Source organism: Cereibacter ovatus, assembly GCF_900207575.1.
Taxonomy (GTDB): domain Bacteria; phylum Pseudomonadota; class Alphaproteobacteria; order Rhodobacterales; family Rhodobacteraceae; genus Cereibacter_A; species Cereibacter_A ovatus.
In genome coordinates this window covers 98,917-117,191 of the sequence record NZ_OAOQ01000011.1, presented here as the reverse complement: position 1 = coordinate 117,191, position 18,275 = coordinate 98,917, and the positions used below count along the sequence as shown (strand labels likewise).

At 67.8% G+C, this 18,275-nt stretch carries 18 protein-coding genes; 12 read left to right on the top strand and 6 right to left on the bottom strand.

Annotation, left to right across the window (positions count from 1 at the left end; genetic code table 11):
* Both CRO07_RS12390 and CRO07_RS12385 read right to left on the bottom strand, forming a co-directional pair.
* A partial coding sequence (locus CRO07_RS12390) for a transposase (RefSeq protein WP_141400065.1) occupies positions 1-161 on the bottom strand: 161 nt, incomplete at its 3' end.
* A gap of 215 nt (positions 162-376) precedes the next feature.
* Entirely contained in the window at positions 377-2,767 is a 2,391-nt protein-coding gene (locus CRO07_RS12385; protein ID WP_235840997.1) for a putative bifunctional diguanylate cyclase/phosphodiesterase, read from the bottom strand.
* 187 nt (positions 2,768-2,954) lie between these two features.
* Between CRO07_RS12385 and CRO07_RS12380 the strand changes: the two genes are divergently transcribed.
* Positions 2,955-5,210, top strand: a complete 2,256-nt coding sequence (locus CRO07_RS12380; protein WP_176504570.1) for a glycosyltransferase — start codon at positions 2,955-2,957, stop codon at positions 5,208-5,210.
* A complete protein-coding gene (locus CRO07_RS12375; protein WP_097030993.1) occupies positions 5,210-6,367 on the top strand; it encodes a hypothetical protein in 1,158 nt (385 codons plus the stop codon). Before CRO07_RS12380 ends, CRO07_RS12375 begins: the two co-directional genes overlap by 1 nt.
* 3 nt (positions 6,368-6,370) lie before the next feature.
* Here CRO07_RS12375 and CRO07_RS12370 read toward each other — a convergent pair whose 3' ends face one another.
* Both CRO07_RS12370 and CRO07_RS12365 read right to left on the bottom strand, forming a co-directional pair.
* On the bottom strand, positions 6,371-7,396 hold the full coding sequence (locus tag CRO07_RS12370) for a sensor domain-containing diguanylate cyclase (protein WP_235840996.1): 1,026 nt from the start codon (positions 7,394-7,396) through the stop codon (positions 6,371-6,373).
* Between the two features lie 114 nt (positions 7,397-7,510).
* Positions 7,511-8,704 (bottom strand): NnrS family protein, encoded by a 1,194-nt coding sequence (locus tag CRO07_RS12365; RefSeq protein ID WP_097030992.1) that lies wholly within the window; start codon positions 8,702-8,704, stop codon positions 7,511-7,513.
* Between the two features lie 211 nt (positions 8,705-8,915).
* Between CRO07_RS12365 and CRO07_RS12360 the strand changes: the two genes are divergently transcribed.
* The gene (locus tag CRO07_RS12360) at positions 8,916-9,611 is read left to right on the top strand and encodes a Crp/Fnr family transcriptional regulator (RefSeq protein ID WP_097030991.1); all 696 of its coding nucleotides are present in this window, start codon (positions 8,916-8,918) and stop codon (positions 9,609-9,611) included.
* 61 nt (positions 9,612-9,672) lie between these two features.
* A complete protein-coding gene (locus CRO07_RS19340; RefSeq protein ID WP_268876248.1) occupies positions 9,673-9,807 on the top strand; it encodes a hypothetical protein in 135 nt (44 codons plus the stop codon).
* A 22-nt stretch (positions 9,808-9,829) separates the two neighbouring features.
* Here CRO07_RS19340 and CRO07_RS12355 read toward each other — a convergent pair whose 3' ends face one another.
* On the bottom strand, positions 9,830-10,036 hold the full coding sequence (locus CRO07_RS12355) for a DUF1858 domain-containing protein (protein ID WP_097030990.1): 207 nt from the start codon (positions 10,034-10,036) through the stop codon (positions 9,830-9,832).
* A 153-nt stretch (positions 10,037-10,189) separates the two neighbouring features.
* On the opposite strand from CRO07_RS12355, the gene CRO07_RS12350 reads away from it, so the two are divergent.
* The 8 genes from CRO07_RS12350 (at position 10,190) to hemN (ending at position 17,184) form a co-directional block, all read left to right on the top strand.
* Positions 10,190-10,639 (top strand): c-type cytochrome, encoded by a 450-nt coding sequence (locus tag CRO07_RS12350; RefSeq protein WP_097030989.1) that lies wholly within the window; start codon positions 10,190-10,192, stop codon positions 10,637-10,639.
* 11 nt (positions 10,640-10,650) lie between these two features.
* Entirely contained in the window at positions 10,651-11,988 is a 1,338-nt protein-coding gene (locus CRO07_RS12345; protein ID WP_097030988.1) for a cbb3-type cytochrome c oxidase subunit I, read from the top strand.
* A complete protein-coding gene (locus tag CRO07_RS12340) occupies positions 11,985-12,782 on the top strand; it encodes a CbbQ/NirQ/NorQ/GpvN family protein (protein WP_097030987.1) in 798 nt (265 codons plus the stop codon). Before CRO07_RS12345 ends, CRO07_RS12340 begins: the two co-directional genes overlap by 4 nt.
* A 9-nt stretch (positions 12,783-12,791) precedes the next feature.
* The gene (locus tag CRO07_RS12335; RefSeq protein ID WP_097030986.1) at positions 12,792-14,666 is read left to right on the top strand and encodes a nitric oxide reductase activation protein NorD; all 1,875 of its coding nucleotides are present in this window, start codon (positions 12,792-12,794) and stop codon (positions 14,664-14,666) included.
* Position 14,667: 1 nt separating this feature from the next.
* On the top strand, positions 14,668-14,841 hold the full coding sequence (locus CRO07_RS12330; RefSeq protein ID WP_097030985.1) for a protein NnrT: 174 nt from the start codon (positions 14,668-14,670) through the stop codon (positions 14,839-14,841).
* Entirely contained in the window at positions 14,838-15,059 is a 222-nt protein-coding gene (locus CRO07_RS12325) for an NnrT protein (protein WP_097030984.1), read from the top strand. Before CRO07_RS12330 ends, CRO07_RS12325 begins: the two co-directional genes overlap by 4 nt.
* The gene (locus tag CRO07_RS12320; RefSeq protein WP_097030983.1) at positions 15,056-15,751 is read left to right on the top strand and encodes an NnrU family protein; all 696 of its coding nucleotides are present in this window, start codon (positions 15,056-15,058) and stop codon (positions 15,749-15,751) included. Before CRO07_RS12325 ends, CRO07_RS12320 begins: the two co-directional genes overlap by 4 nt.
* A gap of 74 nt (positions 15,752-15,825) precedes the next feature.
* Entirely contained in the window at positions 15,826-17,184 is a 1,359-nt protein-coding gene (gene hemN, locus CRO07_RS12315) for an oxygen-independent coproporphyrinogen III oxidase (RefSeq protein WP_097030982.1), read from the top strand.
* 47 nt (positions 17,185-17,231) lie between these two features.
* On the opposite strand, the gene CRO07_RS12310 is transcribed toward hemN, so the two are convergent.
* The gene (locus tag CRO07_RS12310) at positions 17,232-17,963 is read right to left on the bottom strand and encodes a response regulator transcription factor (protein ID WP_097030981.1); all 732 of its coding nucleotides are present in this window, start codon (positions 17,961-17,963) and stop codon (positions 17,232-17,234) included.
* Between the last annotated feature and the right edge of the window lie 312 nt (positions 17,964-18,275).

Below are 18,275 nucleotides of genomic sequence, written 5' to 3'. Positions count from 1 at the left end.
GTCTCGCCAGTGGCCGCCTTCGCGAACTTGCGCTTCCACGCATAGAGCGAATGCAGGCTGACCCCGAGCCGCTCCGAAACCTCCTTGATCGGGTAGCCCCGCTCCGTGATCTGCGCGACCGCGTCACGCTTGAACTCGTCCGTGAAATTGCCTGTGCCCATCATGGCCTCCTTGCCTCAAAGTTAGCGAAGAAGGCGTCCAGGAAACATGGGGCTATTCACACCGCTCACCGCTCACCGCTCACCGCTCACCGCTCACCGCTCACCGCTCACCGCTCACCGCCTGCTGCTCACCGCCTGCTGCTCACCGCCTGCTGCTGCGGTCGCTGCGCCATGGGGCGGGCGAACGTCGCCGGATCGCGCGGGGGCAGACCTGTTCAGCCGTTGGCGAGGGGGGGATGATTGTGGCGGCCCGCGCCCGCTGCGGGGGCAACCGCGTCGAGGCCGCCAAGGGCAAGGATCTCTGGCGGCAGGGCCAGTTGCGGCGCGGGCTGCGGGCGGCCGAACAGATAGCCCTGAAAGGTCTGGCATCCCTTGGCGCGCAGCCATTCGAACTGGGCCGGCGTCTCGACGCCTTCGGCCACCATCTCGACCCCCAGCCCGCGGGCAAGCCCGATGATGCCTTCCAGAATCGTCATGTTGGCATCGGCTTCGGACAGGGCGGACAGGAAGCTGCGGTCGATTTTCAGCACGTCCACCGGCAGGTCGCGCAGATAGCTGAGCGATGAAAAGCCGGTGCCGAAATCGTCCAGCGCGATCGACAGACCCATCGTGCGCAACTCGCTCATCGTGGTCCGTGCGGCCCCAAGGTTGGTCAACAGCGTGCCCTCGGTCACCTCAAGCTCGATCCGGCGCGGATCGGCGCCAGTCTCGGCCAGCAGATCGCGCACCGCCTGCGCAAAGCCCGGCGACAGGAAGCTGGCCGAACTGATGTTGATCGACAGCGTCAGATGCCGGCGCGCAGGGTCGGGCGTCCAGCGGGCAAGTTCGGCCGCGGCGCGGCGCAGCACCCACAGGTCGATGTCTCGGATGAAGCCGCTGCCTTCCGCGAAGGGGATGAAGGCGTTGGGGGGGACCATCCCGCGCGTGGGATGCTGCCAGCGGATCAGCGCCTCGTGGCCGACGATGTGCAGGCCGGTGGCGTCCAGCCGGACCATCGGTTCAAAATGGATGCGGAATTCATTGCGGCGCAGTGCCTCGCGCAGATCCTGCGTCAGGGCCACACGGCCCACCATGTCCTGTTCCATGTCGGGCCGGTAGGCGCAGGCGCGGTTGCCGCCGCCCGCCTTTGCCGCCATCACCGCCAGTTCGCCCCCCTTCAGCAGCGCCTCGACCGTGGTGCCCGCCGAGATTGCCGCAAGCCCGATGCTGACCGTGATCTCCAGCGTCAGCCCGTCCAGCCGGAACGGTTCGCGCAGGGCGGCAAGGATCGCCTCGGCCTGCGCCTCGGCCGCCTTGACCGCGGTGGCTGCGTCGGGTTGCGGCTCGGCCAGGGTCAGCACGAATTCATCCGCCGAGATCCGTCCCAGATCGCCGCCGTCCAGCCGCAGCCCGTCCAGCCGGCGGGCCACCGCTTCCAGCAGCCGGTCCCCCATCCAGTGTCCGCGGCCGCCGTTCACCTGCCGCATCCCGTCGATATCGATATAAAGCAGCGCCAGATGCGTGCCGCCGCTGCCGCAGCCGTGCAGGCAGTCGCGAAGAACCTCGACGATGCCGCGGCGGTTGTAATACCCGGTCAGCGGGTCGAAATAGGCCAGCTGATGCGCCTCGGCCAAGGCCGAGCGCAGGGCGCTGTCGGTCGAGACCTGCCCGGTCACATCGTCAAGCGTTGCCACCACCTGCACGCCCCCGGCCGAGGTGGTCGCCACCGGGGTTGCGTTCACGTTCAGGATGCGGTGGCGGCCATCGGCGCAGGCAAGCACCACATGTTGCCCGCACATCGGCTGTCCGTTGGCCAGCACGCAATCCACCGGGCGGTCCGCATCGGCAATCGGCGCGCCCTCGGCGGTCAGCAGGCGGCAGCCGATCGCGTCAAGCGTCTTGCCCGGCAGCGTCTCGGCGGGGCTTCCCAGCAGGGCCGCGGCTTCGGGATTGGCGAACACGATCCGCCGCGCGCCGTCGAAGGCAAGAACCGCCGATGTTCCGGTTTGCAGGATCGAGCGCAGCAGCGTCCGGCCATCCGCCAGCGCGCGTGTGGCCTCGCGCCGGGCAAGCGCGGCCAGAAGGGCCGCCGCAAGCGGGCGCAGCGGCGGCAGATCCTCGGCGGCGATGCGGGCGGCGCCGGTCCAGCACAGGGTCAGGCATCCCGGCCGGCCGGCGTCGTCGGGTATCGGCACCGCAACCAGTGTCTGAAGCCCCGCAGCGGCCAGCGGTGCGGCGGCCCTGTCGCCGGGCGCGGCGGCGCCGGGGTGCAGCACCACCGTCCGACCTGCGAACAGGATCGGCGCCCAATCACCGGCCCAGTCCGTGGCCCCGCCGATCAGCGCCATGCGCCGCCGTGACAGGCCCTTGCGCATCCAGTCGTGGATGGTGCGCAGGCCGCCGTCCGGCCCGGCTGCGCACAGCAGCGCCCGATCCGCGCCGCAGACCGTGGCCGCCCGTGCCAGCGCCAGCCGGATCGCCCGGGTGATCCCGGTTGCCGGGGCCCGCAGCAGCGTTTCGGTGATGTCCAGCAGTTCGGCCATGGCCCGACTGGCATGCAACTTGCCATAGGCCGTAAGATCCTCGGCCGGTTGCACCCATGTTCCACGCTGTCCCTTTCCCGTCATTCGATCGGCTTTGTGTCCTGTTGCAGCGGGTGCGGCCTCTTGACGCTCAACCTAGAGCACAGCGCCGCGGACTGTCAAACCGTTCAGGGCGAATATGCCGGCCGAATGGACCGTTGGCCGGGATTGCGGGCGTGCCGCCTTGGGGCGACCCTCACCCCGCCGCGCGTCCGCTGCCCAAGGCCCGCCGATGACCGCGCAGCCCCCGCGCCGCCGGACAGGCCCGGCCTTGCGCATTCTGCTGGCTGGTTTGTGGCTGTTGCTTCTGGTGCCGGCGCTGCTTTTGGCAGCCGCGCCGGTGGCCCCCGCGGCACAGGGCCTGTTTGCCCTGCTGGCCGTGGCTTTGGTGGCGGCGCTTCTGCCTGTCGCGGACCGGACCGGGCCGCGGCTTCTGCTGCTGGCCACAGCCGGCGCGGTGACGCTGCGATACTGGTTCTGGCGCCTGTTCGAGACGCTGCCCGCGGTGGCCCCCGATGCGGGCTTTGTCGTGGCGCTGGTGTTGTTTCTGGCCGAGACCTGCGCCATCGGCCTGCTGTTTCTGGAAGCCTGCCTGCTTGTGGGGCCGCTGCGCCGCCCAGAGGCGCCGCCAGTGAAGCCCGAGACGCTGCCCGGCGTCGACATTCTTGTGACCTCATCCGACGAGCCTGCCGACATGCTGGCGATCACGCTGGCTGCGGCGAAGAACATGGTCTACCCGGCGCGTCTGCGGACGGTGGTGCTGTATGACGAGGGCGGCACCGACGCCCGCTGCGCCTCGGCCGATGCGGGAAGCGCCGCGGCGGCGCGGGCGCGGCGGGCCGGGTTGCAGCAGATGTGCCACGACCTTGGCGTGGTCTATGCCACCCGGCCGGGCAATGCCGGCGGGCGCGGCGGTGCCTTGAACGCGGCGCTTGCCTGTGTCAGCCGCGATCTGGTTCTGGTGCTTGAGGGCTGCCATGTGCCCAGCCGTGACTTTCTGGCCCGCACCGTGGGCCATTTCGCGGCCGATCCGCGGCTGGCACTGGTTCAGACGCCGCATTTCTTCATCAATCCCGACCCGGTTCAGCGCAACCTTGGGCTTGGCCCGGGCTGGCCTGCCGCAAGCGAACGGCTGTTCGGCGCGATCCTTCCGGGGCTGGACCGCTGGGGCGGGGCGGTGTTCTGCGGCTCGGCCGGGGTGCTGCGGCGCCGCGCGCTGGACGAGATCGGCGGCTTTGCCGAGAAGCCCGGCGCCGAGGATCTTCAGACCTCGCTTGCGCTGCATGTCCGCGGCTGGCGCAGTCTTTACCATGACAGGGTGATGATCGCGGGCGTCCAGCCCGAGACCTTCGCCGGCCAGATCGCCGCGCGCGGCCGGCGCATCGCGGGGCTTTTGCGCCTGCTGGCCGCGGGGCATCCGCTGCGGCACCGCGGGCTGTGCCTGTCGCAGCGGCTGGGCTATCTGGTGAGGCTTGGCGAGGGCCTGCGGCCGTTGCTGCTGCTGGTGTTCCTGCTGGCGCCGCTGGCGCATCTTCTGGCCGGGGTTCGCTTCCTGTCCGCCGGATTCGAGGATCTGCTGGCGCATGGTTCCGGATATCTGGCGGTTGGCCTGATGCTGCGCCGGGCGCTGTTTGACCGTCATGCCCCGCCGCTTGCAAGCCTTGTGCAAGAGGCGGCTCAGGCGCCTTCGGTGGTGCTGGCGGCCCTGTTCGGGGATCGGCTTGCCGGGGCGCGGGCAAGCGTGCCGCTTTGGGCCGTGACGGGCCTTTGCCTCGCGGGCGTGCTGGCCGGGATCGCGCAGCTGCGCGCCGCCCCCGCCGAGGCGGCAGCGGTGCCGCTTGCGATGACGCTTTGGGCGGGGTTCAATCTGGTCGTCCTTGCCGCGGGGATGCGCGCTGGGCTGGACAAATGCCAGCGCCGGACGATGCCGCGGGTGCAGATGCAGGTTTCGGCCGAGGTGCATTGCCCGGCCGAGGACGTGCGGCCGATGAATGCCACCGTGCTGGATGCCTCGACCCGGGGGGTGCGGCTTTTGCTGCCGTTGCCGCCGGGGGCGCCAGCGATCGGGCTGGGGACCGGGGTCCGGTTCCGACCGAAATTCCCCGATGCGCCGCAGCTTGAACGGATGGTCAGCGGGCATGTGCGGGCGGCGGTTCGGATGGGGGGCATGGTCACGCTGGGGGTGGCGCTTGATCCCGGCCAGCCCTCGGCGGTGCGCGAAACCGTGGCCTGCCTGATCTTCGGTGATAGCGCGGCGTGGCTGCGACGGCGGCAGGCGACACAGCGGACCAAGGGGCTGCTGCGCGAAGGGCTGCTGATCCTGTGGCTTGCGGTCGGGGCGCTGCCGGTCGTGCTGCTGCGTGCAACCGGCCGGTGCGGGCGGTCGCATCCATCCGACCGGCCGGCGCATCCGCTGGCGTTCGGGGCTGCCCCCTGCCCGGACCCGGCGCCGGTGCCGGACAAGCCCAAGCTGCGAAAGGCGTCGTGATGCGCGGTGCACGGCTGATCCTTGCCATCGGGGCGGTGCTGGTCCTTGCGGCGGCGGACGAGATCCCGGTCGTCGCCCCGCCCGTGTCTGCCAGTGCCATGGCGCCCCTGCCTGCGGTGACGCCGGGGCGGGACGTGGCTTTGACGGCCTCGGCGCGCGGGGTCGAGTTTCGCCTGCCGGATGACTGGCTGCTGCTGGGCCCCGAGCGGGCGCGGCTGCGCGTTCTGCGCGGCATCCGGCCGATCGGGGTGGCGGTCAACGGCACTTGGGCGGGCGTGCTTGCGCCGGCGGGGGACGATGCGCGGGCGCCGGATCTGCTGTTTCCCGCGCGGCTGCTGCGCCCGGGAGCGAACCGGATCACCTTGTTGGACGCCACGCCTTGGGGGGCGCAGCTGGTTCTTGGCGTGCCGCCCTCGGCGCGGATGCGCCTGCCCGACATCGCGCGCGCGCTTGCCGGGCTTGGCGCTGCCGGCGTTGTGGCTCTTACGCCGGACAAGGCCGCACGGGCGCGCGGTGTTGCGGCCCTGCTGCCGCCGGGACCGGGGGTGGGGGTCAGGCTGAGCGTTGCGGGAATCGAGGATCTGGCGCAGGTGCCGTTGGCACAGGTGGGGCTGACGCCGCGGGCAGTGGCGCTGGCCCTGATGCCGCCCCGCCCGCGCGAGGCCGGCTTTGTTCCGGCGACGGTGGTGCCGCGGCCTGTGGATCTGGCTGGTCGGGCCCATGCCCTTGCCGCCGCCAGTCTGGCGCCGCTGGGTGCTGTGGCGCAGCACCTTGCCGGGCCGGACCTTGGGGCGCTGGAAGGCTGGCTGGCCGGTCGCGGCGGCACGGCGGTGCTGCTGACAGCCCGGCCGGGGCAGCTTTGGATGGTGTTGGGGCCCGGGGTGGCGCCGGCGCCGGTTGCGGCCACGCTGGCCGCGGGGCGGGCTGATGGGCCGCACGGTCAGGTTGCGATCCTGGGGCGCGACGGGCGGTGGCAGAGTGCCACGGTGCCGGGCCAACTGCCGCACCTGGCAGAGCCGCTTCGCCCCGGCAACCTGCGGCAGGTGCTGGGAACCCTGCTGTCGGCGCGGCCCTGGCTTCTGGCGCTGGGCCTGTTGGGGCTTGCCGCGACGGCGGCCGCACTTGCCGCAGCCGGCCTTGGGCTGGCGCGGCGCTGACGTTCAGTGCAGCGAGCCGCTGTTAAGCGGGGGCGTCTGTTTGCGTCTGGTCCGGACCGTCGGGCCGACACAGCGATTGCGGCCGGCGGCCTTGGCGGTCTGCATCAGCCGTTCGGCCTCGAGGGCCCAGGCTTCGCCGCTATTGAAATCCGACGAACAGGGCATGATGCCGAAACTGGCCGTCACCCGCACGTCTGGATGGCCGGGAAAGCGCGTATCCTCGATCGCGGCGCGCAACCGTTCCGCGGTCTGAAGCGCCGCATCCAGTCCGATGCCACGCAGGAAGATCCCGAACTCTTCGCCACCCAGCCGGCCGAAACGGTCGCCCCGCCGAATCATGCGGCTGACCGAGCGCGCGACGGTGTTCAGCACCACATCACCGAACGCATGGCCGCAGCTTTCGTTGAGGGTGCGGAAGTGATCGAGGTCGAACACCAGCACCGCCCCTTCGGGATCGCCATGCCGTGCCCGTTCCAGCGCCTGTCGAAGCACGCCGAAAAACGCCCGGCGGGTGCAGGCCCCGGTCTGCGGATCTTCATCTGCGATCATCCGCAATTCCATCTGCGACATCACCAGCCGCGCAAGATTGGCCAGAACCTCGCAATCCACCGGACCGTATTCGCGCGGAATCGTGTCCATCACGCAGATGGTGCCGATGTTATAGCCGTCCGGCGTGGTCAGCGGGGCGCCCATGTAGCTGCGGATGTAGGGCTCGCCGGTGACAAAGGGGTTTTCGCGAAAGCGTGGGTCTTGGCGTGCATCGACCACGCGAAGCACCTCGTTCTGGCGGATGGTCTGGTCGCAGAACGAATGGCTGCGCGGCGTCTCTTCGACATCGATCCCTTGGCGGGATTTCAGCCACTGGCGGTCACTGTCGACCAGCGTCATCGCCGCCATCGGCACCGCAAAGATCGAGCGCATCAGCCCGGTAATCAGGTCAAACTCGGTCTCGGGGCCGGAATCGAGAATGTTATATCGCTCAAGTGCCGATTGCCTTGCAGCTTCGTCTTCGAGCTTTGCCATTGCCATGCGCGAGGGCGCTCCTGCTGCGGACGATTTGACGTGTTGAGCGGAATTTCGCCTATAGATAGTCCTTCGGTTGTGCGCCCTGTCAACCCGTGCCAGCCCGTATGAGACAATTCTTCATACATTTGCGCGGCGTCGCGCGGGGTTCGGTTTCATCAGGAAGGGACCGATCCGCACAAGGAACAGCAGAAAACCCAGCGTCCACAGGATTGCGGCGATGGTGAAACCGTCAAGGCCCGCAAGCTGGCTTTGCGCCAGCAGCGCCCGCGCCACGGCGGCGGCGGCGATGCAGCCAAATCCCAGGGTCAACACCGGCCCGGCTTCCAGCGCCCGGCCGGTATGGCCCAGCGAGGCGCGCATCATCACCGCGATCGTCATGCCGCCGATGCCGCCGATGCCCAGAAGGTGCATCCCCGGTGGGGTGGCCACAAGCCCCGCCGCGGCCAGCCCGCAAGCGGCCAGCCCAAGGGGCAGAAAAGCATAGGCCACATGCAGCATCGCAAGGATCGGTGCGCGCCATGTCGTCAGCCCGCGCCAGCGCATCAGCCGCGCGCCATGCAGCCCCGCCACCGCCAGCAGCGCCAGCGCCGTGGGCCAGCCTTCGGGGCGGGCGGTCCAAAGCAGAAGCGCCGCCCCGGCCGAGACAAGGCAGACCGCATCGAAACGGTTGAACGGCACCGGCGGGCGGGCGGTCTTGTCCCGGGCCAGCCAGTTGCGGGTGAAGCTGGGAATGATCCGCCCGCCGATCAGCATGATCAGGAACACCACCGTGGCAAAGCCCAGCCGGCGGCCGATGTCGCTTTCGCCGCCTCGCATCGCCTCGATGTGAAAGGTCAGGTTCGCAGCAAGGTAAAGCCCGGTCGGCGCGATCACCGCCAGATTTTTCCAGTTCCGCCCGGCGACGATCTCGGTCAGGGCCATGGTGATCACGGCGGCAAGAAAGGCCGCGTCGATCACCATCACCGGCGCCGGCCGATCCCCCAGCGCGCCCGCCACCGCCAGCCGCCCCGCCAGCCACAACAGCGCCAGTGCCGCAAGCGGCAGCCCGCGGCGCGGCATCCGGCCGGTCCAGTTCGGAATCGCGGTGAACAGAAAGCCCGCGATCACGGCCGAACTGTAGCCGAACAACATCTCGTGGATGTGCCAGTCCACCGGCGCGAACGGGCCGTGCAGGTTCAGATGCCCCGACCATGCGCCGATCCAGATCGGGATTGCCGCGGCCGCGAACAGGGCCGCGGCCAGAAAGAACGGCCGGAACCCATAGCTGAGGATCGCCGGTCCGGTGTAGGGTCTGGGCATCTCGTTTGACATGGGGTGTTCCTCGCACATGCAAAGGGGGACGGCGGTCGGCCCGCCGCCCCCGGGGGCGCGCCGCCCCTTCGGGACGCGGAAGGGACGGTCGCCTTTTCCTGACGGATGTGCTTGGGGTGTCGGTGTCCGTCGCACGCTGTTCCGTCCGGGGCAGTTATGCTTTAGTTAGACAGGCGGCACTTTGCTCTTACGCAAATTCGGAAACAGGGTCTTGAACAAGCTCGACGAAAGCCTTCTCACCAGACTGCCGCCGTTCTCGATGCTGGACCGTGCGCAGATCCGGGCGATTCTGGATCAGGCGGCGTCGCGCCGCTACGATGAGGGGGCCACGGTCTTCGGGGAAGGCATGCCGGCCGAGCGGTTCCATCTGTTGCTGGACGGCACGATCCGGGTGATCCGCACCACCCCCACCGGCGAGCAGATCATCGCGCTGCATATCGGGCCGGGGCAGTTGTTCGGGATCGCGCCGGCGCTGGCGCGTGACACCTATCCGGCGACGGCGGTGGCGGCGGCGGAATCGCTGGCGCTGTCGTGGCCGGTGCGGCTTTGGCCCGAGTTCGTGCAGAGATACGACGGCTTCGCCACGGAAAGCTATCGCACCTTGGGCGCGCGTCTGGGCGAGATGCAAAGCCGCATCACCGAGCTTGCAACCCAGCAGGTCGAGCAGCGCGTGGCGGCTTGCCTTTTGCGGATGGTGAACCAGTCGGGCCGCAAGGTCGATCAGGGGATCGAGATCGCCTTTCCGGTCACCCGTCAGAACATCTCCGAGATGACGGGCACGACGCTGCACACCGTTTCGCGGCTGTTGTCGGCATGGGAACGCGAAGGCATCGTCGAAAGCACCCGCCGTCGCATCGTGGTCACCGCCCCCCACCGCCTTGTGCTGCTGAGCGGTCCGGCAGGTTGACCCCCGGGATGACCGGCGGGATGCGCCTGCCGTTGATCGGTCCGGCAGGCTGACCCCTGGGATGACCGGCGGGATGGGCCTGCCGTGGGGGCCGGGCGTGCGTGTCACGCAGGCCCCCGACAGCGGCGGGATGCGCGCCAAAAGCCCCGCGATGCGCCTGTCGGGGGTGATCGGGTTGCGCCGACCCATCCGGTGATTTCGCATCCGGCTGGGCGCGGTCAGCCCGGGGCCGCGGCCTGAAGGGCGCGGCGGAAGGCGCCTTCGTCCAGCCCGTATTCGTCGCAGGCGTCGATCACGGTATGGAACGGCGCGATCGGACAGCCAAGGCACAGCATCCGCCGCGACAGGAACACCTCGGCCGTCGCTGGCCAACGCTCGAAGATCCGCGCAAGCGGCAGGTCGGGATCGTCCAGTTTCGGCGACATGAGGGCTGCTCCGCCCGGTCGGGCGCCAGCCGCCCGATCCGGTTCCTGACTTATGCCCCGGCCAATCGCGCCCTTCTTTGTGATCCCGCAACTTCCGGCCGGCCCGGCCTCGCTAGACCTGCCTGACCCGAAACCATTCGCCAGGACGCTTCCATGTCGGAAATCCTTACGAAATCGCGGGCCCGGAACGTGTTCTATGGGGGATCGTTGTTCTTCATAGCCATTTTCGTCGGCCTGACGGTTCAAAGCCACAACTACATCGTCACCTCGACCGCCGCCGTGCCGCTGACCGACGAGGTTCGCCTTGGCAAGCATGTCTGGGAGAAGAACAGCTGCATCAACTGCCACACGCTGCACGGCGAGGGCGCCTATTTCGCCCCCGAGGTCGGCAATGTGATGACGCGCTGGGGCGTGCTGGATGACCCTGACGCCGCCGCCGAGATGCTGGGCGGGTGGATGGATGCGCAGCCCTCGGGCGTCGAGGGGCGCCGGCAGATGCCGCATTTCGCCCTGACCGACGAGGAAAAGCGCGGCCTGTCCGAATTCCTGCGCTGGGCCGACCAGATGAACACGCAATCCTGGCCGCCGAACGACGCCGGCTGAGGGGAAAAGCCATGAAATATCAATCGCAAAAGGTGGCGCTGGCCTATTTCAGCGTGGCGATGGCGCTGTTTGCCATCCAGGTTCTTGGCGGGCTGCTGGCCGGCTGGATCTACGTCTCGCCCAACACGCTGTCCGAGGTGCTGCCCTTCAACGTGGTGCGGATGATCCACACCAACGCGCTGATCGTCTGGTTGCTCTTGGGCTTCTTCGGCGCGGCCTATTTCCTTGTCCCCGAGGAAGCCGAGCGCGAGCTGTTCTCGGTGAAACTCGCCTATCTGCAACTGGCGATTCTGGTCGTGGGCACGCTGGGCGCGGTGGTCAGCTATCTGATCGGCATCCATGGCGGACGCGAGTTCCTGGAACAGCCGCTGTGGGTCAAGTTCGGCATCCTTGTCGCGGCGGTGATCTTCCTTGTGAACATCTCGCTGACGGCGCTGGCGGGCCGCAAGACCGCGATCACCAACATCCTGCTGAGCGGCCTGTGGCTTTTGTGCCTGCTGTGGGTGTTTGCCTTCATCAACCCCGACAACCTTGGCCTCGACAAGATGTATTGGTGGTACATCGTCCACCTCTGGGTCGAAGGCACCTGGGAACTGGTGATGGCCGCGATCCTTGGCTACCTGATGCTGAAGCTGACGGGCGTGGACCGCGAAGTGATCGAGAAGTGGCTTTACGTCATCGTCGCCACCGCGCTGTTTTCCGGCATCCTGGGCACTGGCCACCACTTCTACTGGATCGGCACCCCCGGCTACTGGCAGTGGATCGGCTCGATCTTCTCGACCATGGAAGTCGTGCCCTTCTTCGCGATGATGTCCTTTGCCTTCGTCATGGTCTGGAAGGGCCGCAAGAACCACCCGAACAAGGCCGCGCTGCTGTGGTCTCTGGGTGCCTCGACGGTGGCCTTCTTCGGCGCGGGCGTCTGGGGCTTTCTGCACACGCTGCACGGCGTCAACTACTTCACCCACGGCACGCAGATCACCGCGGCGCATGGGCACCTGGCCTTCTACGGCGCCTATGTCGCGCTGAACCTGGCGATGTTCACCTATGCCATGCCGATGCTGCGGGGACGCGCGCCCTATAACCAGTGGCTGAACATGACCTCGTTCTGGCTGATGACGACCGGCATGGCCTTCATGACCTTCACGCTGACCTTCGCGGGCACCGTCCAGGTCCACATGCAGCGGGTGATCGGTGAATATTACATGGACGTGCAGGATCAGCTTGCCATGTTCTACCTGATCCGCTTCGGCTCGGGGGCGATGGTGGTGCTGGGTGCGCTGCTGTTCATCTACAGCCTTGCGGTGGTGCGGCGGGCGCCGACGGCCCAAGCGGTGGGGGATGTGGCATGAACGCCATCGTCCGCGATGCCACGGTGCCGTTCTACAAGCCCGTCGGCAACGAATGCGCCCTGTTCGAGGCGGCCAGCGCCAAAGGTCTTCCCCTTCTTTTGAAGGGGCCGACCGGCTGCGGCAAGACGCGGTTCGTGGAACACATGGCGGCGCGGATGGGGCGCAAGCTTTATACCGTCGCCTGCCATGACGACCTGTCGGCCGCCGATCTGATCGGGCGCTACCTGCTGAAAGGGGGGGCGACCGAATGGGTCGATGGCCCGCTGACGCGGGCGGTCCGCGAAGGCGCGATCTGCTATCTGGATGAGGTGGTCGAGGCGCGCAAGGACGTGACCGTGGTCCTGCACCCGCTGACCGACAACCGCCGCACCCTGATGATCGACCGGACGGGCGAGGAACTGGTGGCGCCCCCCGGCTTCATGCTGGTGGCCAGCTACAACCCCGGCTACCAGAACATCCTGAAGCGGCTGAAGCCTTCGACCCGGCAACGCTTTCTGTCGATCGGCTTCACCTTCCCCGACCCTGTCACCGAAACGGCCGTGGTGGCGCGCGAAAGCGGCCTGTCCGAGGCGCGGGTTGCGCCGCTGGTGCGCCTTGCCGGTCATGTCCGGGCGCTGTCGGGCATGGATCTGGAAGAAGGGGTGTCCACCCGGCTTCTGGTCTATGCCGCCTCGTTGATGGCGGGGGGGATGTCGGTCGAGCAGGCGCTGGAAGCCGCGGTGATCGAGCCGCTGACGGACGAACCCGATGTCGCGCAGGCGCTGCGTGACCTGATCGCAACCGTCTACGGATAAGGCGCCGCCATGAGCTTCCATGTGTTCGACCTGATGGAGCCGGAAGAGACGGTCGGCAACCTCTGGCACGACTATGCCAGCCGGTTCGCGGCCCTTCGGGGCCACGAGGCCGCCGCCGTCCCGCTGGAGGCGATGCGCGCCAGTGTCGCCGTGCTGTTTCGTGGCCTTGGCGGGCCGGCGGGGGTCGAGATCGCCGCCAGCCCCGCCACCGCCGCCCGGCATCGCCGGGGGATCGGGTCGCGGCTGGGGGAAACCCGCATCCTTGAACATGTGGCCAGCTTTGATGGCGAACGGTTACGCCTGCCCCCGGTGCTGGACTGCTTCCCCTCGGCCGAGTTGAACCGGGCGGCTTACCTGTGGCTGGCAGCCCTTGCCAGCCAGACCGAGGTGCCGGCGACCGAAGGGCTGCTGGCCGCCGACCTTGCGCAGATCGCCGCGATGCAGGCGGCGACGGCGCGGGTTCTGGCGCTGGCGCCGGGGCTGGCCGAGATTTACAAGGCGCTGTCGGCCCATGTCCGGCTGGCGCGCGTGACCCATCCCGCCTTCGGTGCGGAAGCTGCGGTCGAAGACCACTTGCGCGCCGCGCTGGGCGGGCCGGCCACCGCCCGCAGCCTTTCGGATCACGAGCCGCGCGGCTACATGCCCTTCGCCCCGGTGCCGCTGTGGCTGCGGCTGTCGCGCGGGGCAGGGGGCGCGGCGGCGGCCACGCCCGACGAGACCACCGCCCCCGCGGGCCTGCCCACCACGACACGCAAGGTGGGCCAGCGGCGCGAGCTGGATCAGGCCAACCGCCGCGACAGTTTCATCGTCCACCGCTTCGAGGCGATCCTGTCCTGGGTCGAGGCGCTGAACATCAACCGCGCCACCGACGACGACGATCAGGAAAACGCGCAGAAGGCGGCCGAGGATCAGGACCAGATCACCCTGACCCAGCATTTCAAACGGGCGGCCAGCCGGCTGCGCCTGCATCTCGACCTTGCCCCGCAGGATGCCGAACACGAGCGTCTCTCGGACCGCTTCACCTACCCCGAATGGAATCACCGCGCGCGGTGCTTGATGCCCGATCATACCCGCGTGCTGGAAGCCTGCGCCGAGCCGGGCGCCGCCTTCCACCCCGACCCGCGGCTGATGACCCGCGTCCGCCGCCAGTTCGAGACGCTTCACCCCCGCCGCATCCTGTGCAAGCGGCAGATCGAAGGGGCGGAACTGGATCTGGACGCGCTGATCGAGGCGCAGGTCGCGCTGCGGTCCACCGGCCACGGCAGCGACCGCATCTACCGCAGCGCCCGCGCGATCGAGCGCGACCTGTCGGTGGCGATCCTGATGGATTGCTCACGCTCGACCGAGGCCGTGGTGGGCGACCGTTCGGTGATCGACACCGCGCGCGAGGCGCTGGCGGCGCTGGCGGGCGGCATCGACGTGGCGGGCGACCGGCTGGCGATCTGGGGCTTTTCCTCGCTGCGGCGCGACCGGGTGTTCCTGAACCGCTGCAAGGGGTTTGACGAAGACATGGGCCCCGCCGTCACCGCCCGGATCGGCGGCCTGCGTCCGGGCCATTACACCCGCCTTGGCGCTGCGATCCGGCACGCCTCGGCCATGCTGGCCGACCAGCCTTCCAGCCGGAAACTTCTGCTGATCCTGACTGATGGCAAGCCCAACGATTTGGACCATTACGAAGGCATCCATGGCATCGAGGACAGTCGCATGGCCGTTCGCGAGGCGCGTGCGCTGGCACAATCCGTGCATGGCGTGGTTGTGGATGCGGACGGGCAGGACTGGTTCGCCCGCATCTTTGGCCGGTCCGGCTTTACCCTTCTTCCCGATCCCGCGCGCCTGTCGCGTGCGCTGCCCGACATCTATCGCACTCTGACACAGGAGACCTGACATGCGCATCCTGCTTCCCCTGCTGATCCTGATCCCCGGCGTCCTTGCTGCCGCCACCTTCGAACGACCCGTGCCGCAGGCCCAGACCGATGTGGCCGAATTCTGGTTCGCCATGGCCTCGGTCGGCTTTGTGCTGGCGCTGGCGGCGGTGCAATGGATGGTGCAGCGCCGATGACCCGCCAGACCCGCGTCACCCTTTGGCTTTATCCGTTCGGGGCGGGCGCGGCGGCGGTGAACCTGTTCTTCGCCTCGCTCATCCTGTCCTGGGTGGGGATGCCGGTCCTGAGCCCCGGATGGTCGGTCATTGGCGGTATTGTGCTTGGGCTGCCCGCTACCCACCTTTTTGCAGCGCATATCGTGCGCCTCATGCAAAAAGCGGAGACCCCGGGGTGACGGACTGGATCGAATTTGCGGCAGCCCTTGCCGCCTTCTTCGCATCCCACATGCTGCCGGCACGCCCCGGCCTGCGCGAATGGCTGACCGCCCGGATGGGCCGGCGGGTTTACTTTGCGGCCTATGGCACCGTCTCGCTTCTGGTGCTGGCATGGCTGATCTCGGCCGCGGGCCGGGCGCCTTTCGTCGAACTCTGGTCGCAGACCGTCACCCTGCGCTGGGTGCCGAACTTTACCGCACCGATCTTCTGGACGCTGGTGGTGCAGGGCATCGGCCTGCCCTGGCCCTGGACGCTGGGCGGCAAGCGCGGTGCGGGCTTTGATCCCGACCGTCCCGGCTTTGCCGCCATCACCCGCCATCCGCTGCTGATTGCGCTGATGCTGTGGTCGGGGGCGCATATGATCGCGAATGGCGATCTGGCCCATGTCATCATGTTCGGATCGTTCTTCTGCCTGTCGATTGCGGCGATCCCGATGTTCGACGCCCGCGCCCGCCGCGCCCTGCCGCCGACGGATGCCGCCACGGCGTTCCGATCCACGGCGCTGTTTTCGCTGCGCCCGCTGGCCGATCCGCACTGGCTGCGGCAGAACGAGGATTGGCTTTTGCCGCGTCTTCTGCTGATGGTTGCGCTGTGGGCGCTGGCGCTTGGGCTGCATGGGCCGGTTCTGGGCGTCTCGCCGCGGCCGTTCTAAGGCTGCGACACCCTGTCCGGGGCGTTTGATCTTGCGCAAAGTCTACTTTGACCGGAACCGTTAAGAGGTTCCCCATGACAAACATCGCCCTTCTCCAGAGTCTCGGACTCTTCGATGCGCGCGTGCCGCGCTATACAAGCTATCCGGCGGCGCCCGTGTTTTCCGGTGCCGTCGGAGCAGAGTTTCAGGCCCAGGCGATCGAGGCCCTCGATCCTGCCGTGCCGATCTCGGTCTATATCCACATCCCGTTCTGTGAACGGCTGTGCTGGTTCTGCGCCTGCCGCACGCAGGGCACCCAGACGCTGGCCCCGGTCGAAGCCTATGTCGGCACGCTGCTGCAAGAGCTGGAACTGGTGAAGGCGCATCTGCCGGCAGGGGTGAAGGCCGGCCGGCTGCACTGGGGCGGCGGCACGCCCACGATTCTGTCGCCCGAGCTGATCCACAAGCTGGCGCAGGCGATCAAGGCCGTCATCCCTTTCGCGGACGACTACGAATTCTCGGTCGAGATCGACCCGATGATGGTGGACGAGCCGAAGATCCGCGCCCTGAGCGAAGAGGGCATGAATCGCGCCTCGATCGGGATTCAGGACTTCACCGACATCGTCCAGAACGCCATCGGCCGCGAACAGCCGTTCGAGAACACGCTGGCCTGCGTCGAGACGCTGCGCCGGTATGGCGTCAACTCGCTCAACACCGATCTTGTCTACGGGCTGCCGCATCAGAACCGCGAAAGCCTTGCCGCCACCATCGACAAGGTGCTGCAACTTGGCCCCGATCGCGTCGCGATCTTCGGCTATGCCCATGTGCCGTGGATGGCCAAGCGCCAGAAGCTGATCGATGAGGCGGTGCTGCCCACCGATATCGAGCGGCACGAGCTGGCCAATCTGGCGGCGAAGATGTTCACCGAGGGCGGTTTTGACCGGATCGGCATCGACCACTTTGCCCGGCCCGACGACGGCATGGCCATTGCCGCCCGCACCGGCAAGCTGCGCCGGAACTTCCAGGGCTATACCGACGACAGCTGTCCGACGCTGCTGGGCATCGGCGCCTCGTCGATCTCGAAGTTCTCGGAAGGCTATCTTCAGAACACCGCGGCCACCGCAGCCTATATCAAGGCGGTGGAAGAGGGGCGCCTTCCCGGCTATCGCGGCCACCGCATGACCGATGCGGATTACCTGCACGCCCGCGCCATCGAGATGATCATGTGCGAGTTCTTCCTTGACCTGCCGGCGCTGCGCGCCAGCTTTGGCGAGGCGGCCGAAACCATGGTCGAACGTATCGCCGAGGCGAATGCGAAGTTCGCACCGTTCATTTCCGTGGACGAAAATGGCTCGATGTCGATCGCGCCGGAAGGCCGGGCGCTGGCGCGGATGATCGCGCGGGTGTTCGATGCCTATGAAACGCCGGAAGCCCGCTACTCGCAGGCGTCCTGAGTTCTGGCGCCCCGGCCCGGTTCCGGGCCGGGGCGCGATCCTTGCCGTCAGGACAGACGGCCCCCGCCCGCAATCATGCTTGCATTCAGCTTGAACGCCGCTTCGGTGCGGTTCTTCGCGCCCAGCTTTTTCATGATGTTGCGGATGTGAACCTTCACGGTGCTTTCGCACAGGTTCAACTCGCCGGCGATGATCTTGTTCGACTTGCCCCGCCGAAGCGCCTCGCAGACCGCGCGCTGACGCTCGGTCAGGTGTTCATCGCAGGAGGTCTCGGGCGGGGTCGTCTGCGGCACCGACGCGCGCAGTGCCTGAAGGCTGGCCAGCGGCAGGAAAATACCCCGGAACGAGGTCAGCAGGCTGGTCTCGACGATCTCATCCACCCCGACGGACGAGGGCAGATAGCCGCGTGCGCCGCAGTCGAAGGCGGCCAGCATCTCGCTCAGGTCATTGGCGGTGCCGATGACCACCACCGGCGAGGCCGCTGCAAGCGCCACAAGATCTGCGATCTCGGCCGCGACCTCTTGGACCGCGCGGTTGCCGGTGCTGTAAAGCACGACCTGACACAGGCCGGCGTCGTGGCGGTTTTGCCAGTCGTCGATCGAGTTGAACCCCGAGATGGCAATGTCGGGGCGCGCCAGTTCGATGCAGCGCACGAAACAGTCGCGCTCCAGCGTGCGGGGATCGATCACCGCCAGCGCGCGGCGTTCGGCGGGCAGCGGGGGTGCGGTCGAAGGCAGGGCGGTCGGGGATTTGGAAAACGAATCCTGGGCATGGTTCATCTGTAACTATCCACCTTGTCGACAGGGCCGATTAGGGCTGGTCAATGTATGTCGTAATGACTTTTGTTCAGTGCCTATACTTTAGCATAGCCTCGCGCGCCCTTAAAGATCCGCGCCTTCGGTGTCGTTTCCTGCTGTGACCGCCCTGACACGAAGGCTCGGGGCATCACAGGGCCCGTTTGACGGCAAGAAACTGATTTATGGCGAATTTATGGCAGTTCTTCCGCGGCTGCCGCCCACTGCCCATCGGCAGCAATATTCCGCCATGATTGATTGCTGGCAACCTAAGATTGATAAATGTGCAAATAAAAC

Coding starts and splice junctions, on each gene's coding strand:
- CRO07_RS12385 (WP_235840997.1), bottom strand. CDS start 2,767: ATGACGGGAAAGGGACAGCGTGGAACATGGGTGCAACCGGCCGAGGAT.
- CRO07_RS12380 (WP_176504570.1), top strand. CDS start 2,955: ATGACCGCGCAGCCCCCGCGCCGCCGGACAGGCCCGGCCTTGCGCATT.
- CRO07_RS12375 (WP_097030993.1), top strand. CDS start 5,210: ATGCGCGGTGCACGGCTGATCCTTGCCATCGGGGCGGTGCTGGTCCTT.
- CRO07_RS12370 (WP_235840996.1), bottom strand. CDS start 7,396: ATGGCAATGGCAAAGCTCGAAGACGAAGCTGCAAGGCAATCGGCACTT.
- CRO07_RS12365 (WP_097030992.1), bottom strand. CDS start 8,704: ATGTCAAACGAGATGCCCAGACCCTACACCGGACCGGCGATCCTCAGC.
- CRO07_RS19340 (WP_268876248.1), top strand. CDS start 9,673: ATGACCGGCGGGATGGGCCTGCCGTGGGGGCCGGGCGTGCGTGTCACG.
- CRO07_RS12355 (WP_097030990.1), bottom strand. CDS start 10,036: ATGTCGCCGAAACTGGACGATCCCGACCTGCCGCTTGCGCGGATCTTC.
- CRO07_RS12350 (WP_097030989.1), top strand. CDS start 10,190: ATGTCGGAAATCCTTACGAAATCGCGGGCCCGGAACGTGTTCTATGGG.
- CRO07_RS12345 (WP_097030988.1), top strand. CDS start 10,651: ATGAAATATCAATCGCAAAAGGTGGCGCTGGCCTATTTCAGCGTGGCG.
- CRO07_RS12340 (WP_097030987.1), top strand. CDS start 11,985: ATGAACGCCATCGTCCGCGATGCCACGGTGCCGTTCTACAAGCCCGTC.
- CRO07_RS12335 (WP_097030986.1), top strand. CDS start 12,792: ATGAGCTTCCATGTGTTCGACCTGATGGAGCCGGAAGAGACGGTCGGC.
- CRO07_RS12330 (WP_097030985.1), top strand. CDS start 14,668: ATGCGCATCCTGCTTCCCCTGCTGATCCTGATCCCCGGCGTCCTTGCT.
- CRO07_RS12325 (WP_097030984.1), top strand. CDS start 14,838: ATGACCCGCCAGACCCGCGTCACCCTTTGGCTTTATCCGTTCGGGGCG.
- hemN (WP_097030982.1), top strand. CDS start 15,826: ATGACAAACATCGCCCTTCTCCAGAGTCTCGGACTCTTCGATGCGCGC.
- CRO07_RS12310 (WP_097030981.1), bottom strand. CDS start 17,963: ATGAACCATGCCCAGGATTCGTTTTCCAAATCCCCGACCGCCCTGCCT.